The sequence below is a fragment of the Chlorobiota bacterium genome, assembly GCA_016710285.1.
Classification (GTDB): domain Bacteria; phylum Bacteroidota; class Ignavibacteria; order OLB7; family OLB7; genus OLB7.
Genome location: JADJXR010000001.1, coordinates 36,908 through 52,235, shown reverse-complemented (window position 1 = coordinate 52,235; position 15,328 = coordinate 36,908). Strand labels below are relative to the sequence as shown.

Sequence of the window (15,328 nt, the reverse complement as noted above, 5' to 3'; positions counted from 1 at the left end):
AAGCAGACAGAACGCTCGTGCATGAACAACACCATTGCTGAACATCCAACACCAAGCGGACGGATTCCCAACACCGGGGGGGGAAGCCTTGCCGGGGCGTTGCTTCGCCCGTTCCGCTCGCCGCGTGCGGTGTTGTGGTTGGTGGTGGGGGTGGATGCGGCAATGATGATGGTGGCGTTCACCCTCTTCTATCTGGTTCGTGTCAACAGCGGCCTGTTCTCGGACCTGCAAGGGATGCCCGTGTTCCCGGTGCTGATGGTGGTGGTGCTGGCCGTGGCTCCGTGGCTTCTGCTGTTTTGGTTCAGTGGTGTGTACGTTGCGGTCCATAACCGCAGCTTCTTCGATGAATTCTACCTGGTGCTGAAGGTGACGCTGGTGGGGTTTGCGGTGCTGTTTGTGGCGGTCTATCTTGATGCCGTTAGCGGAACCGGTGGTATGGAAAGCCGCCGCGTGATCTCCTTGCTTATCTACTTCGCGTTTGTGGTTGCTTCTGTTGGCATTGGCCGCAGTGCCGTCCGCCGCATCGTTCGCCGATTGCGACGGCTTGGGCTTGGGCTGCGCCGCACGGTGATTATTGGAGACTCCCCCCAAAGCCGCCAGCTTCTGCAGATGCTGACCGAGGACCCAGAGCTTGGCTACGCTGTTGTTGGAACCGTCACCACGCCAATCGGCGCAACCGATGCTTTTGCACGATGCGCGGTGGGAACCGTGGACCAGATCAACCAGATTATTGACAACCACGCCGTCGAGGTGACGATTTTTGGAATGAAGCATGAGCACGAAATGGCCATGCGGCTGATGACCGAAACTGCCGTTGCCGACACCGCAATCAAAATCATCCCCGATATGTACGACCTGGTGAGCGGGCAAGCGCGGGCGCAGCACCTGTACGGCGTTCCCCTGATCGAGGTGAACCCGCAGATTATGCCGGTCTGGGCGCAGCGGCTGAAACGTGCCTTCGACCTTGTTTTTTCCGTTGCCGTTCTGCTGCTTGGCCTTCCGGTGTGGCTGGTGCTTGGCGTGTTGATCTGGCTGGAAGATCGCGGGCCGGTGATCTACTCGCAGCAGCGGGTGGGGCTTGGGGGGAAGCCGTTTATGATCCACAAATTCCGCTCGATGCGGGTGGATGCCGAAAAATATGGGATCACTTGGGCGGCAACCAACGACCCCCGCGTTACGCGGATCGGGCGGTTTATGCGCCAATCACACCTTGATGAAATCCCCCAATTCTGGAATGTGTTGTTGGGGGAGATGAGCATTGTTGGCCCGCGCCCTGAGCGTCCGTTCTTTGTTGAAAAATATACCGGGTTGCTCCCCTCGTATCCCCGCCGCCACCGTGTGAAGCCTGGGCTGACGGGGTGGAACCAAATCCAAGCCGAAGAGCTTGTGGAAAGCGTTGAGATCGTCAGCGAAAAACTGCGCCACGACTTTTTCTACATCGAGAATATGTCGTTGCGCCTGGACTTCGAGATCGTGCTCCGCACGGTCATCCGCATCCTGAAGCGAAAAGGACAGACCTGAAAGCAGAAACCTGAACGTAGGAATCCCGTGCCGAACCATTCTGTACCGCAACGTGCGTTGGTAATCATCCCCACGTACAACGAAATTGACAACGTCCCCACCTTAATCGGCGACGTTCTACGGACCGATCCCCGGGTCCACATCTTGTTCGTTGACGATGGATCGCCGGACGGAACCGGCGACTACATCCGTACGGTGATGGAAACTGAACCGCGTGTGCAACTGCTGCAACGCCCCCGTAAAATGGGGCTTGGGACCGCCTACTGCCGCGGGTTTGAACACGCCATGGCCCAGGGCTACGACGTTGCCATGGAGATGGATGCCGACTTCAGCCACAACCCCACCATGATCCCGCAATTCCTGAAGGAGATCGAATCTGCCGACCTTGTTATCGGCAGCCGCTACGTCCGCGGGGTGAACGTGATCAATTGGCCGATGAGCCGCTTGCTTCTTAGCTACTTCGCCAACGTCTATTCCCGCTTCGTCACCGGAATGCCTTTGCACGACGGAACCGGAGGCTACAAATGCTTCCGCACCGAGGTCCTCCGGAAAATTGATCTTTCCCAAATCCGCTCCAACGGCTACAGCTTCCAGATTGAGATGAACTTCCTGGTTTGGAGCATGGGGGGGGTGATTAAGGAGATTCCGATCGTCTTTGAAGAACGCCACAATGGCGTGTCGAAGATGTCCAAAAACATCATTTACGAAGCCGCCGGGCTTGTCTGGAAACTTCGCTTCTCCAAGCTGTTCGGGCGGCTGAAAAAACGGTATTTGCCCGGGTAGCTTAGGCGCACGCTGCCAACCTTCTTTCCCCACATGGAACTTTCCGTCATCATCGTCAACTACAACGTGCGCGAGCTGCTGCTGAACGCGGTGGCCTCGCTGCGGGTTGCCATGCGCGGAATTGAAGGGGAGATCATCGTGGTGGATAACGCCAGCAGCGATGGCGCAATCGCCGCGCTCAATCGTGAGTATCCTGAGGTTATCACCATCCCGCTGGATGTCAACTTGGGGTTTGGCGGGGGGAACAATGTTGGGATTGAACGCGCAACTGGGGAGTTCATCCTGCTTATCAACCCCGACACGATCGTCCGCGAGGACACGTTGCGGGTGATGCTGGATTTTATGCGTTCCCACCCCGATGCTGGCTTCGCCGGGTGCAAAATCCTGAACCGCGATGGCAGCTTCGAGCCGGCCTCCAAACGTGGATTCCCTTCCCCCTGGTCCTCCTTCTGCCGTGTGTTTGGGCTAAGCCATTTGTTCCCGCAGTCCAAGCTGTTTGGCGGCTACAATCTTACGTGGCTGGACGACAACCAAACCAGCGAAGTTGATGCCCTTTCCGGCTGCTTTATGTTTTGCCATGGCGCGTTGCTGAAACAGCTTGGCGGCTTCGACACCGATTTCTTCCACTACGGCGAGGACCTGGACCTTTGCTACCGCGCCACCATGACGGGGAAGAAAAACTACTACCACCCGGCAACCTCCATCATGCACCTGCAGGGGGAAAGCACGCGGCGAAGCTCGCTGGATGCAATCGCGATGTTCTACCAGGCGATGGAGATTTTTGCGCGGAAGCATTTCCGTTCGCGGCTGATGCTGCTGCCGATTCGTTCCGGCATTCGCCTTCGCCGTGGGATGGCGCGGGTGAACCAGCGCATCCCCAATTGGCCGTTTGTGATTGTTGACATTGTGGCCACGCTGATCGGTTTCAGCATCGGCGCGCAAATCCAGTTCGGCGGGCTGTTTACGCTTCCGCCATATGCCTATCCTGAGGTCCTGCTGGTCCCGCCGCTGCTGTTTGTCCTAACCGGAATGATTGCCCGCAGCTACGACGAATCGGACCGGATTCCCCGCAACGCTGCGTTCGGGTTCCTGCTCGGTTTCTTTGTGCTGAGCGCGCTGACCTATTTCTTCAAATCGTACGCCTTCAGCCGCGGCGTTGTGCTGGTGACAACGGGGGTTGCGGCAAGCATCGGCGTTGCAAGCCGATTCTTGTGGCTGCTGTACCAACGGACGTTCGGCGGCGATGCCATCCGCCGCATTGCCTTCCTTACGGCCACCGAGCCAAGCGACGAAATCCAAGCTGCGGTCCGGAGGAATTTTTTTGGCAAACCGGTTTCGGTCCAGGGGCGGATTGCGCTTACCTTTGGCCAGGCCAGCGGCGGCGCAATGCCACTGCTGGGGTCCATCGAAAACGTTGGGAAGATTGCCCACTCCCACCACCTTACCGACATCTTCGTGCTTGACACCAGCGTCAGCTACGGCGATGTGGTGCGGGCGTTGGCCAACAGTTCGGGCCAGCCAACGCGGTTCCATATCTTGCGCGAAGGGGGGGAATGGCTTGCGGCAGATGCAGCGGTGCGAAGCAGCGGAACAGGGGATGCCGACGCGGGCGCGTTCCTTTCCAAACGCACCCGTGGGCGAATCCTTGCCGGGGTGATGCTCTTGTTATGGCCAGTTGTATATTGGGCGCGCCCTTCTTCCGCCACCATGCGTGCAATTGCCAGCGCGTTGTTGGGGAAACGCCCGTTGGTGGGGGGTGGGGTTTCGCGCTTTGGTGCGCCGGTCTTCACAATGGCCGGGCTGTGCGGCGACGAACGCCTAAACGAGCGCGAAGTAGCGGCCATTGAAGGCTACTACGCCGCGCACCAATCGCTGCTGCTGGATTGCGAAATTATCCTGGCAACGTTCCGAATGAGGGGGACCCAACAGCCGCGCCCCCGCCCAGCCTCACCACGATTAGGGGAGGAAGCTGGCAGGCAATAGCCGACCGCCGGGCAAAAGCAAAGGGGGGGCGAGCAACAGAAGAACAGCCGAACACAACATCAACAACAAGCATGGCCAAATACGTCCTGGAGTTCGAAAAACCAATTTTAGAGATTGAAGAAAAGATTGCCGAGATGCGGTCAATGTCCGACCAACTGGATATTGGGCCGGAGATTGAGGTGCTGGAGCAGAAAGTGGAGAAGCTCCGCAAAAGCGTGTACGAGCAGCTAACCCGTTGGCAGCGGGTGCAGCTTGCGCGCCACCCCGACCGGCCTTACACGCTGGACTACATCGCCATGATCTGCGACGATTTTTTTGAGATGCACGGCGACCGCAGCTTCGGCGACGACAAAGCGATTGTTGGCGGGCTTGCCCAAATTGGTGGTCGCAAAGTGGTGCTGATTGGCCAGCAAAAAGGGCGCGACACCAACGAACGGAAGGTGCGGAACTTCGGAATGCCGAACCCAGAAGGCTACCGCAAAGCCTTGCGGCTGATGAAACTGGCCGAGCGTTTCTCCCTTCCGGTCGTCACGTTTATTGATACCCCGGGGGCCTATCCCGGAATTGAGGCGGAGGAACGGGGGCAGGCGGAATCAATCGCCCGGAATTTGTTCGAGATGGCGCGATTGCAGGTGCCGATCATCAACGTGGTGATTGGCGAAGGGGCAAGCGGTGGCGCGTTGGGAATTGGAATGGGGGATACGCTCCTGATGATGGAGAACACCTGGTTCTCGGTCATCTCCCCCGAATCCTGCTCCAGCATTCTTTGGAAAAGCTGGGATTACAAAGAACAAGCCGCCGAGGCATTGCGCCTAACCGCCAGCGATTTAGTGGAGATGGGGATTGCCGATGGCATCATCCCCGAACCGATTGGCGGAGCACACCGGCTGCCAAAGGAGGCTGCCGACAATCTAAAAACCGCAATCCTTGAAGCGTTGGACACTCTTGCCAAGCAATCGCCCCGGCAACTGCTGCGCCAACGCCGCGACCGCTACGCCGCAATGGGGGTTTTTAATGATGGGGTAACGGCATAGCTTGCAAACATTCAAAAAGCGATTTTTCTTCCTGCAATTTTGGAGAACTCTGTAAAAAATAAACGGGTCGCGCTCCCCATCCAAAAGCTCACAAGGCCGAAAAAGCTGATTGCTTTTGGATGGTACGGTGGGAAATTCTCCCACCTTGACTGGTTGCTTCCCCAGCTTCCAGATTGCGTCCATTACTGCGAACCGTTTGCTGGCTCGGGAGCAGTATTGCTTAACCGAGAACCCTCTTCGGTGGAAACCTACAACGATGTTGACGGAGAGGTGGTGAATTTTTTTAAGGTTCTTAGGGAAGAAAAAGAAGCACTGATTGAACAAATAACCCTTACACCATTTTCAAGAGAAGAATTTGCTGCTGCCTGCGAGCTGGATCCAAACCTGTCGAATCTTGAACGAGCAAGGCGATTCTACGTTCGTGCAAGGCAGGTGCGGACGGGGTTGGCCCAAACGGCATCCATCGGGCGCTGGGCAAATTGTAAAAATACCAGCCGAGGGGGGATGAGCGGGGTGATAAGCCGGTGGCTTGGCGGGATTGAGCAGTTGGAGTTTATTGCCGAGCGGCTATTAAGAGTGCAAATTGAAAATCGCCCAGCAATTGACGTAATTAAACTCTATGATAGCAAAGAAACGTTGTTTTATTGCGACCCCCCTTATATCCATCAAACGCGGGGGGACACTAAATCCTATGGCTTTGAAATGAGCGATGATGACCACAGGATTTTAGCTGAAACACTGAACTCAATTGAAGGGCTTGCTGCGGTGTCGAACTACGAATGTGAGTTGATGGAGGAGTTGTATCCATCAAATAAGTGGCAAAAAATATACAGCCCTGAAAGGGTGATTCACTCAACAAAAGGTGTTCGGCAAGAAGTCCTTTGGGTGAATTACCAGTTGAAAGCCGTTCAAATGAAGAGGATGCATTCTTTATTCGCTGATGAGCAAGGATAATCCGGCTGAATTTTTAGAAAGGATATACCAAGCAGCAATCGGCAGTGGGTCGAAAAGCGTGGTGAGGTCTGCAGTTGTAAGGGGCAAGGTCGAGTCTGTCTGCCGGTGCAGTGTAAACAAGGCCCCTATTCGGTTCTTGCTATCATGCCTGCTTGCTAAAATTCATAACCCGAACGTGGATATTCGGAAACCATACACGGAAATCGAAGGCGAAGGCACATATTCTGGAAGATTTTACGATGAAAAATTTATTGAACCATTGATTCGTAAATATCAGCTGCCTTGTAATCCAACAACTGCATTCCTCACTCCAGCATTCAGAAATCTTGATCGCATTTTATCTGGTGATGTTGTGCTAGTTGGAAGACCAAAGGAAATCTACAAGCATACACTTGAGCTTCTAGAGGTCGTTCATCTTAAAAAGGAGACTCCTAAAAATACCTTGCAAGAAATCCTACGATTCCTTGCCCTTATTAAGCTGGAGAATGAGCGACGGATGGAGCAGCTAGTTGCCGATCTACAGCAAGCGGGTGATGCTCTGCCGTTATCAACTGAAGAAATTCTGAATTTGCTGATTCAGCATTTGAACTGTAAAGGCTCAAGTCGTCTTCCGGTTCTACTTGTTGCTTCAGCATACCAAACGGTTAAGGATCAGATCGGAGAAGTGAATAAGCTGCTACAATCGCATAACGCAGCCGACAAGCAGACAGGGGCTATCGGTGATATTGAAATCACCCTGATAAACGATAACCATATCGTCACCTGCTATGAGGTTAAAGATAAGTTGGTTTCCAAGTTAGATATTGACATCGCGCTCCAGAAACTATCAAAACTCAAACACAGTATTGACAACTATATTTTTATCACTACAGACATTATTGATATAGAAGTTGCCAATTACGCGAAATCTCTTTACGAAAAAACAGGCGTTGAATTCGCAGTGCTGGACTGCGTTGGATTTATTCGGCATTTTTTGCATTTCTTTCATAGGCAAAGAATCAGATTCTTGAATATCTATCAGGCAATGGTTCTATCCGAACCAGAAAGCTCAGTTTCTCAACCATTAAAGGAGGCATTTTTAGCACTACGAAGAGCTGCCGAGGCAGATAGAGCGTAACGACAACGGGGACAATAATCGTTACCTCACAGTGAAAAATGGGACTGATCGGAATTTAATTTCTGATTCTGCCATTTCAACGGCGCACACATCGTCATCAATGCGCCCAACCCAAGACAACTACTTTCCACCCAAGGGGAACCGTGAAACAACAACGCAACTACGGGTATGCCAATAATGGAGACAGGGCGAATGGCTACCCACAACGGAACGGCAATGGAGACCGCTCCGAACGCAAACGCACCGAAGGTGCCCACCGCCGCCCGCCACGTGGTGGCCGCCGCCCAACCATGCCACTTGTGGATGAATTCGCCACGCGGAAACGCCGCCCGCGCGTCTTCTTCCACCAAAGCAACACTCGGTTGCTGCTCCCGAAACTTCTGACAAAGGCACGCTATCTATCGCCAGCGTTGGCCAAGCAGTTTATCCTGTCCGGGCGGATTCGTATCAATGCCCGTGTGGTGACCTCACCCTTCTACGAAGTCAACCTTCGGAAGGAGCGCGCCACCATTGATGAACTCCCCACCGAATACCCCCGCCAATGCTACTACATGATCTTCCATAAACCGGTTGGAATGGCCTGCGAGCGGGGCGACCCAAAATTTGACGAACTGTTCGAGCCGGAATACACCTGGAGCTTCCCGTTTGGCCGCCTTACCCGCGCAACCTGCGGGTTGGTGATACTCACCAACGACCCCCGGTTCATTAAATCGCAGCACCGCACCGATTCCGAAATCCAAAAGGAATATCTGGTGAAAATCAACAAAGTGCTGACCGAGCAGCAACTGTGGGCATTGCGCTCCGGCGTGATGATCGGCGAGGATTATTTCGTCCCGTTTAGCGTTGAGGTGGTCCAAACCAACAAGGACTCGATGTGGCTTCGCTACATCCTGCTGGAAGATTCGTACCAGAATATCTTTAGCTCCCTGAAGGTGGTTGCTGCCGAAGTTCTCAGGATAGAACGAACCCGCATTGGGATGCTCAATACCCAGATGATCCCGAACGGGGAATGGCGCGAACTTCTCAGCTTCGAGGTTGCGGCCTACAGCCTTGATCGCTTCATGTTTGGTGAGCTTCCTCCAGAGCCACCCCCGCCCCCGCGCGAATACCGCGACCGCGACAATTTCCGCCGCCGCAAACCGGAGTCACCCAAAGAACGCCGCCGCCGCATTGCCGAGGAAAAACGCAAGGCCGAAGAGCGGGAGATGATCTTGCTGGACAACCCCAACGCAGTCTTCGACGATCGGCCCCGGTTTGGTGGGCGTGGTGGTGGTGGCGGCGACCGCGACCGCAACCGTGGGCGTGATGCCGGGCGCGACAACCGCCGCGATGCCCCGCCGCGCAGTGGCGACCGTCCCCGCGACGACCGCCAGCGCAGCGACCGCCCCCGTGACGACCGCCGCGACACCAATCCACGCCGCGACGCACGCCCCAATGGTGGCAAAGATTTCCAAAGGGAGCGTGGCCCGGGGACCGGAACAAGACCGCCCGGAAGGTATGATGGGGGAAGCCGCGACAAGCAGGAATTCCGCCGCGACAGGCCCGGCCCACCACGTGACGCACAACGGCCCGGTTTCCGTAGCGACCGCCCAGAGCGGCGCGGCGAGGGGGAGCCACGGGGAAGAGGGCCAGAGCAGTATGGTCCGCCACAATCGGGGGCGCGCCCTGAGCAACGTGCGGGCGGAAAGCCGTTCGCGCCCACCAGAAGTGACCACCGCGATGGCGGACCTCAGGCCAGGCATGAAGCAAGGCCCAGGGATGGTGGGGCAATAAGACCCGGCGCTCCGCCCCGCCCGGCTGCACGCCCTGCACCGCCCCCGCCACAGCCACCGGAACGACCGAAACCGGAGCACCGCCAACCACAAGATGCGCGCCCGCCGCAAGGACCCGCTGGGGGGGAAGGGCAACCGCAACAAGAGGGACGGCAGAAATTAGGAATGAGGTCGCGCCGCAGCGGAGAGCGAGGGGAATAGAGGCCCAGCACCAATAACTACAACAGCTACTTCCCGCAGGTGGGAAGTAGCTGTTCTTTTTTTGAGGGCTTTATCCTCGGCGATTGCACGGGAAGCAAGGAAATTGCTTGACAAGGGGGACTTGGCATAGTAGTTTTATAGCCGCTAATAATGGAGATAAATACACCGTTGCAGGATTTCAGCGTAACGATGCTAATGGACAATAACATGAAAATGCCAACGTGGTTGCTTGCGTATGTTTTTATCACTCTATTTGTTCCAACTGTGGGTGTGGCGCAGCAGAACAGTGGTTGGGAAAATCCATTTGGAATTCCCGGAACAAATGGTGAAATAACTGCGATAGCAAGATTAGGTGAAATTATCATCGTTGGCGGGAAATTCTCACACATTGGGGCGATACCAGCAAATGGTATCGCCCTTTGGAATGGGAGCCGGTGGCAGCCCCTGGGGGAGGGGAATAAGAATGGAGTAGATGGCAATGTCTATTCGATTGCAGTAAAAGGTGATGAAATTTATGTTGGTGGGAGTTTCACCAGTGCTGGCGGGTTTCCAGCAAAAAATATCGCTGTTTGGAACCGATCAACACACCAATGGAATGCAATGAAAGGGGGAGTGAGCGGTGCTGCGTTCCCATACGTTGCGGCGTTGACTGTGGAGAAGAATAACATTTATGTTGGCGGCTTGTTCACCCAAGCTGGCGGAGCGTTGGTTTCCAATATCGCCATTTGGGATGGTGAGCAATGGAAGAGAGTAGGCACTGGAACCAATGATGCTGTTCTCGCAATGGCGATGTATAATGACACCCTGTATGCTGGAGGAAAATTTTCAACAGCTGGGGGGATTGAATCTGGGAAAATTGCTGGCTTGGATATCGGTTCCCAACAGTGGTTTGGGCTAGGAAGTGGTGTGCTTGGAAATTCAATCCATGCAATTATCGCAAACGACACCGCACTTTTTGTTGGTGGAGATTTTGTTGAGGCAGGGGAGAAGCCCATGAAAAATCTTGCAGTTTGGCATCCAAGTTCCAAAAGCTGGGATAGCATTATCTCAATAACGAACAGGGTTGGCGCGTTGGCATTGCAAAGCCAAGATTTGATTATTGGCAGCACGGAGCTTCGTCGAATTCGCAGCGGGCGCGAGGTTCTTCTGGATTCTTCCGCTGCGAAGATAGCCTCAGCCGATGGAGTCTCATCAATTTCCGCACTTCACGTTGGGGCGAATAATGAGATCATTATTGGTGGTGTGTTCAACGCGGTATATTCAGCGCGGCATCAATCAGTTGTTGACACGCCTTTCGTATATGCTCAAAACCTGTGCGCACTCCACCATGATTCGATCTCCATTTTTTTTAATGGAGTAAATGGTGCAGTCCATAGCCTTGCTTCAAATCATGGGAGCATCTATGTTGGCGGAGAGTTCACCAACACAGGAACTCAGAAATCCCGAAATCTTGCAAGGTGGGATTCAAAAAACCAGCAATGGCAATCCACCGGTCTTTCAATTACAGCGAATCCAAAAATCAAGGAAAGGGACGTTGTTCAATCCATTTCAGTAATTGAAGATAGGGTGTATGCTTCTGATCTTGGAATGCTTTGGAGGTGGCAGAGCAGTGATGGAATGAAAAATCTTACCAGAGAAAAAAGCATACGTGGAGGTGTGTTGCTGAAGCATAATAATACCCTTCACGTTGCAAACGCATTCGGTTTGTTCTCTGTTCAAAACGACATCCAGACGCAAATTGCACCGATACCTCCAAGCAGTGAAGGGGATCGCTATATTTACTCAGGGTTGAGTAATGATAAAAATGTCTATTTCGGTGGATACTTCAGTTACGACACTGCCGGAAAGACAATTTCGAAGGCATTAGCACGGTGGGATAGCGAGGCCCAGAAATGGTATCCCGTTGGAGGTCCAATTGATAGAACGGTTCATGCCATCGCTGTGGGTTCAGCAGGGAAAATAATTATTGGGGGAGTGCTGAAAAAAGCTGGAGAGACTGATGTACGCAACATCGCAATGTGGGATCCAGCCACGGAGCGTTGGTCCGATATGGGGGGTGGAGCAAACGATACGGTGTTCGCACTGCTGGTGCATAACAACAACATCTATGCTGCTGGCACATTTACCGAAATTGGTGGAGTAACCGCAAACCGGATTGCCCGATGGGACGGAAAACAATGGCATCCTTTAGGGCTTGGCATCCAAGGTGGAAATGGTGTGTATGCGCTGGCAATTGGAGATAGCGGGTATCTGTATGCAGGCGGCGAATTTTCCAGCGTTGATGGAACACCCGCTTGGAACCTTGCTCGTTGGAACACCTCATCATTATCATCATCAGCAACAATAACTTTATCTCCAAATTATTTGTTAGAAGTGAAAAGCATCCATTATGGATCACCACGGCACGCCATTATTACTTTTGCAAACCCTCTGCGTGGCGAAGCAAAGGTTGAATTATTCACGATTCTTGGGCAAAAAGCAAAAACCGTAATAAGCCACGTACCACATGGCAGTAGTCAATTCCCATTGGATTTATCAGAGATTCCTCCCGGGTACTATTTCTGTAGAATTTCTGGAAATGGAGGGACAACCACTCAACGCCTGATTATTACCCAGTAATATCCACCCTATGGAGAATTGTTCATGCTTCATGTAGCACACCGTTGGCTGCTCCCGTTATTCTCTGTCGTGGCTGTTTTCTCCGCCCACGCGCAGCCCACCGATCTTGGGTGGCAAGCTGGATATGGCCGGGGTATTGAGCAGTCAGGAGTTAATGGTGAGGTTTTTGCGATTGCGGCACAGGGCAACCGCTTATTTGTTGGAGGCACATTTGACCGCCATGCTGATCTATCCCTTCAAAATGTCGCCGAATGGAATGAGGAGAACAGCCAATGGTCTCCATTAGGAAATGGCGACAGCAATGGAGTAAACGGGCCAGTTTTTGCTATTGCTATTGATGGCTCTTGTGTGTACGTCGGTGGGCGGTTTACCCGTGCTGGCGGGGTTGTTGCGAACAACATCGCTTGCTGGCGCACGGACCTTCGCGCATGGATGCCCCTGAATAATGGAGTGACAGGCGGAAGCAATGCCTACGTCGCTTCGTTGGCGATAATGAATAATCACCTGTTTGTTGGCGGCGAATTCTCGGCTGCTGATACGGTGGCGGCAAATAATATTGCTGTTTGGAATGGCGACTCGTGGAGCTGTTTGGGAAATAAAATAAATAACGGAGTTGGCGGCACCGTTACCGCGTTGACGGTTGGGCATGGAGTGCTGTACGTTGGTGGAACATTCACCCGTGCCGGAACTCTATCGACTGCAAGCTTGGCCAGTTGGGATGGAGCAAAATGGAGTTCGTTGGGGGAAGGCGTTAATGGATATGTAAACGCTCTTGCAGTTGTTGGAGATCGCCTTGTTGCTGGCGGGGAATTTAACCGAGCCGGCGATACCACTGCGAATAACATTGCACGTTGGAGCGTTACCGCCCGAAAATGGCTTCCCCTTGCTGCCCCGAAAGGAAATGACGGAGCGTCGCATAATTATCAGGGAAATGGAGTTGCAGGGGTTGTGCGCGGTATGGTTGCTGATAAAAACCGAGTGTTTGTCACCGGAACATTTCGCACTGCCGACCCGGGCGATTTAACCTCGGCTCCAGTAGCTGCGCAATACGTTGCTCGGTGGTACGAATCCGGCTCCGATCTTGATAGCGGTAATATCTGGTGGGGAAATTTAGGGCTTGGATTGAACGGCTATGGAAACGCAGTTGGGATGATAAAAACAAAAATTTTTGTTGGCGGGGCATTCTCCCAAGCGGGGCTGGTGAACGCAGGCCATATTGCCCGCTGGGATGGCAAGCGGTGGTCCTCCCTTTCGGTTGGAATTAACGGGCCAATATCTGCGCTTGCGGCCTTGAAGAATCGCGTGTGGGCTGCCGGCAGTTTTAATTCCGACGATGGTATCACCTCTACCCATCTGGCGATGGCCTCGGGAACCTTATGGCAGCTTGCGAACGGAGGAATTCGCGGTTCAATTTTTGCGCTTGCTGCCGATGACCAGCACCTGTACGCTGGCGGCCAGTTTGCCGTTGCGGGAGCCGCCACGGCGTTAAATATCGCCCGATATTCCCCCGAACTGGAACGTTGGAGTGATCTTTCCTTTGGCGTGGGCGGAGGGGAAGGGGCCGCCGTTCATGCAATTGCTCTTCATGCCGATAACGTGTATGCTGGCGGAAGATTTACCGTTGCCGATACCGTAAATGCCCAAAATATTGCTGTGTGGGATCGCCAAGCACAACGCTGGAAATCGCTGGGGAGCGGAGTGAATGGAGTGGTGAACGCGATTGCAGTTGCTGCCGATGGAACCCTCTTTGCCGGTGGCGATTTTACACGCGCGGGCGACCTTCCAGCAAAAAATATTGCCAAATGGGATGGCACGCGATGGCTCCCGCTTGCCGAAGGGGTGAACAAGCCTGTCCATGCGCTAACAATAGATGGAACCCGCTTATATGTTGGCGGCGAATTTAGCTTGGCGGGTAGCAGCCCAGCTTCATTAATTGCCAGTTGGGACCTTGGAACCCAGCAATGGGAACCGTTAGGCGATGGGCTGCGTGGGCATTTTATTCCGCACGTAGCTTCAATCGTTGTTCTGGAGGGAAAAATAATTGCTGTCGGGAATTTCTATCAGTCTGGAAATGATAGCCTTTATCATGCTGCGGCCTGGGATGGCAGCCGATGGAATCCATTAGAAAGCGGGCTTGATCGCAGCGCAAATGCTGCCGTTGCCACTTCCGATGGCCTGTTTGTTGGCGGCGATTTTCTCCGCGCCGGAACAACGGATTCCTACTACTTTGCTCACTGGAAAAACGGAGTTTCAGCAAGTGATACAGATGCGCCTGCAACGGCCCTGCAGCTTGTTCCTAATTCTGCATCGGCGGGGGAGAACGTTATGCTTACCGGAATCCCTCCTTCAGCATCCATTGCCATGTATGATCTGCTTGGAAAGCAAGTTTGGTCCCTGCAAAGCGCGGGGTCATCGGCAATGATTCCAATTTCCAATCTTCCTCAGGGCCTCTATCTCTGCTCAGTGAAGTCCAACAAAGCATCCTCCATTCTGCCACTGATTGTTCGTTGAGGCGCAGCTGGGGATTCGATGGATCGGGGTCAAGATGACGCCGAAGGCTAAAGACCTTCGGCTACCGTCGGGCTGCTGTCGAACAAAGCATTCTCCATTCTGCCACTGATTGTTCGTTGAGGCGCAGGGGGTTCGATACGCTTCGTGCTGCTTGTGCCGCGCCCCCCTGCTTCGCCGCAAGCGGCTACGCGTCCCCCCAATGCTGGGGGAAATGGGTTTTAGGAAGATTTGTTGTTCTCTGCTGCCCGAGGGCATCCTGTGCCAGCTCCTCCTCCAGAATTGGGGGAGGCGGGGAGGGGGCTACTGCGGTGGCGGGTTTGTAGGCTTCCCCCGTTTCCACGCTCACTCTAAACCGAACTCCATTGGCTTCCATTGCTACTCACTTTGTTCAGGTGCATCCTATCCGGCTGGGTGGGGGTGGGGTGGAGCATTTGCTGCTTCGCCGCGCCGGGGCCGAATCGGTCTATCCTGGCATCTGGCAGGTGGTTACTGGAAGGAGCAACCCTGGCGAAACCACCTTGCAAACCGCTCTGCGGGAAACGGTGGAGGAGATCGGTATCCTGCCGATAGAGTGGCACGCCAGCCCCCACGTTTGCAGTTTCTATTTTCAGTTGGAGGATGCGATCGTCCTGACCCCCGTCATCGTTTGCCTGCTTCCTTCCGATGCCTCCGTTCTTCTTTCCGAAGAGCATTGTGAGTATTCTTGGGCCACCGCTGCGGAAGCCGTGAGTATCTTGCCCTTCCAAACACACCGCGACGGAGTGGCGATTGCCGAGAAATGGGGAATATCTTTGTTGAAGATCTGAAGGCAACCGATTGGGCCAGCCCGTTGC

10 protein-coding genes are annotated in these 15,328 nt (G+C 54.0%); all 10 read left to right on the top strand.

All coding sequences use genetic code 11. The features are described from left to right. Nucleotides 1-21 precede the first annotated feature (21 nt). The 10 genes from IPM61_00205 (at nucleotide 22) to IPM61_00160 (ending at nucleotide 15,301) form a co-directional block, all read left to right on the top strand. Nucleotides 22-1,521: a sugar transferase gene (locus IPM61_00205; GenBank protein MBK8909728.1), complete on the top strand. Its 1,500-nt coding sequence runs from the start codon at nucleotides 22-24 to the stop codon at nucleotides 1,519-1,521. 27 nt (nucleotides 1,522-1,548) lie between these two features. Beyond that, complete coding sequence (locus IPM61_00200; protein ID MBK8909727.1) at nucleotides 1,549-2,304, top strand: polyprenol monophosphomannose synthase; 756 nt, start codon at nucleotides 1,549-1,551, stop codon at nucleotides 2,302-2,304. Nucleotides 2,305-2,337: 33 nt separating this feature from the next. Beyond that, entirely contained in the window at nucleotides 2,338-4,287 is a 1,950-nt protein-coding gene (locus IPM61_00195) for a glycosyltransferase (GenBank protein MBK8909726.1), read from the top strand. A gap of 71 nt (nucleotides 4,288-4,358) precedes the next feature. Then, nucleotides 4,359-5,321, top strand: coding sequence for an acetyl-CoA carboxylase carboxyltransferase subunit alpha (locus tag IPM61_00190; protein ID MBK8909725.1), 963 nt, complete (start codon nucleotides 4,359-4,361; stop codon nucleotides 5,319-5,321). Nucleotides 5,322-5,360: 39 nt separating this feature from the next. Continuing rightward, on the top strand, nucleotides 5,361-6,275 hold the full coding sequence (locus IPM61_00185) for a DNA adenine methylase (GenBank protein MBK8909724.1): 915 nt from the start codon (nucleotides 5,361-5,363) through the stop codon (nucleotides 6,273-6,275). Further along, a complete protein-coding gene (locus IPM61_00180; GenBank protein ID MBK8909723.1) occupies nucleotides 6,262-7,392 on the top strand; it encodes a restriction endonuclease, SacI family in 1,131 nt (376 codons plus the stop codon). The genes IPM61_00185 and IPM61_00180 overlap by 14 nt, the downstream gene beginning before the upstream one ends. Before the next feature lie 143 nt (nucleotides 7,393-7,535). Then, nucleotides 7,536-9,365, top strand: a complete 1,830-nt coding sequence (locus IPM61_00175; GenBank protein ID MBK8909722.1) for a hypothetical protein — start codon at nucleotides 7,536-7,538, stop codon at nucleotides 9,363-9,365. A 150-nt stretch (nucleotides 9,366-9,515) separates the two neighbouring features. Then, a complete protein-coding gene (locus tag IPM61_00170; protein ID MBK8909721.1) occupies nucleotides 9,516-11,984 on the top strand; it encodes a T9SS type A sorting domain-containing protein in 2,469 nt (822 codons plus the stop codon). Nucleotides 11,985-12,008: 24 nt separating this feature from the next. Continuing rightward, nucleotides 12,009-14,495, top strand: coding sequence for a T9SS type A sorting domain-containing protein (locus IPM61_00165; protein MBK8909720.1), 2,487 nt, complete (start codon nucleotides 12,009-12,011; stop codon nucleotides 14,493-14,495). 362 nt (nucleotides 14,496-14,857) lie between these two features. Then, nucleotides 14,858-15,301, top strand: a complete 444-nt coding sequence (locus IPM61_00160; GenBank protein ID MBK8909719.1) for an NUDIX domain-containing protein — start codon at nucleotides 14,858-14,860, stop codon at nucleotides 15,299-15,301. Nucleotides 15,302-15,328 lie beyond the last annotated feature (27 nt).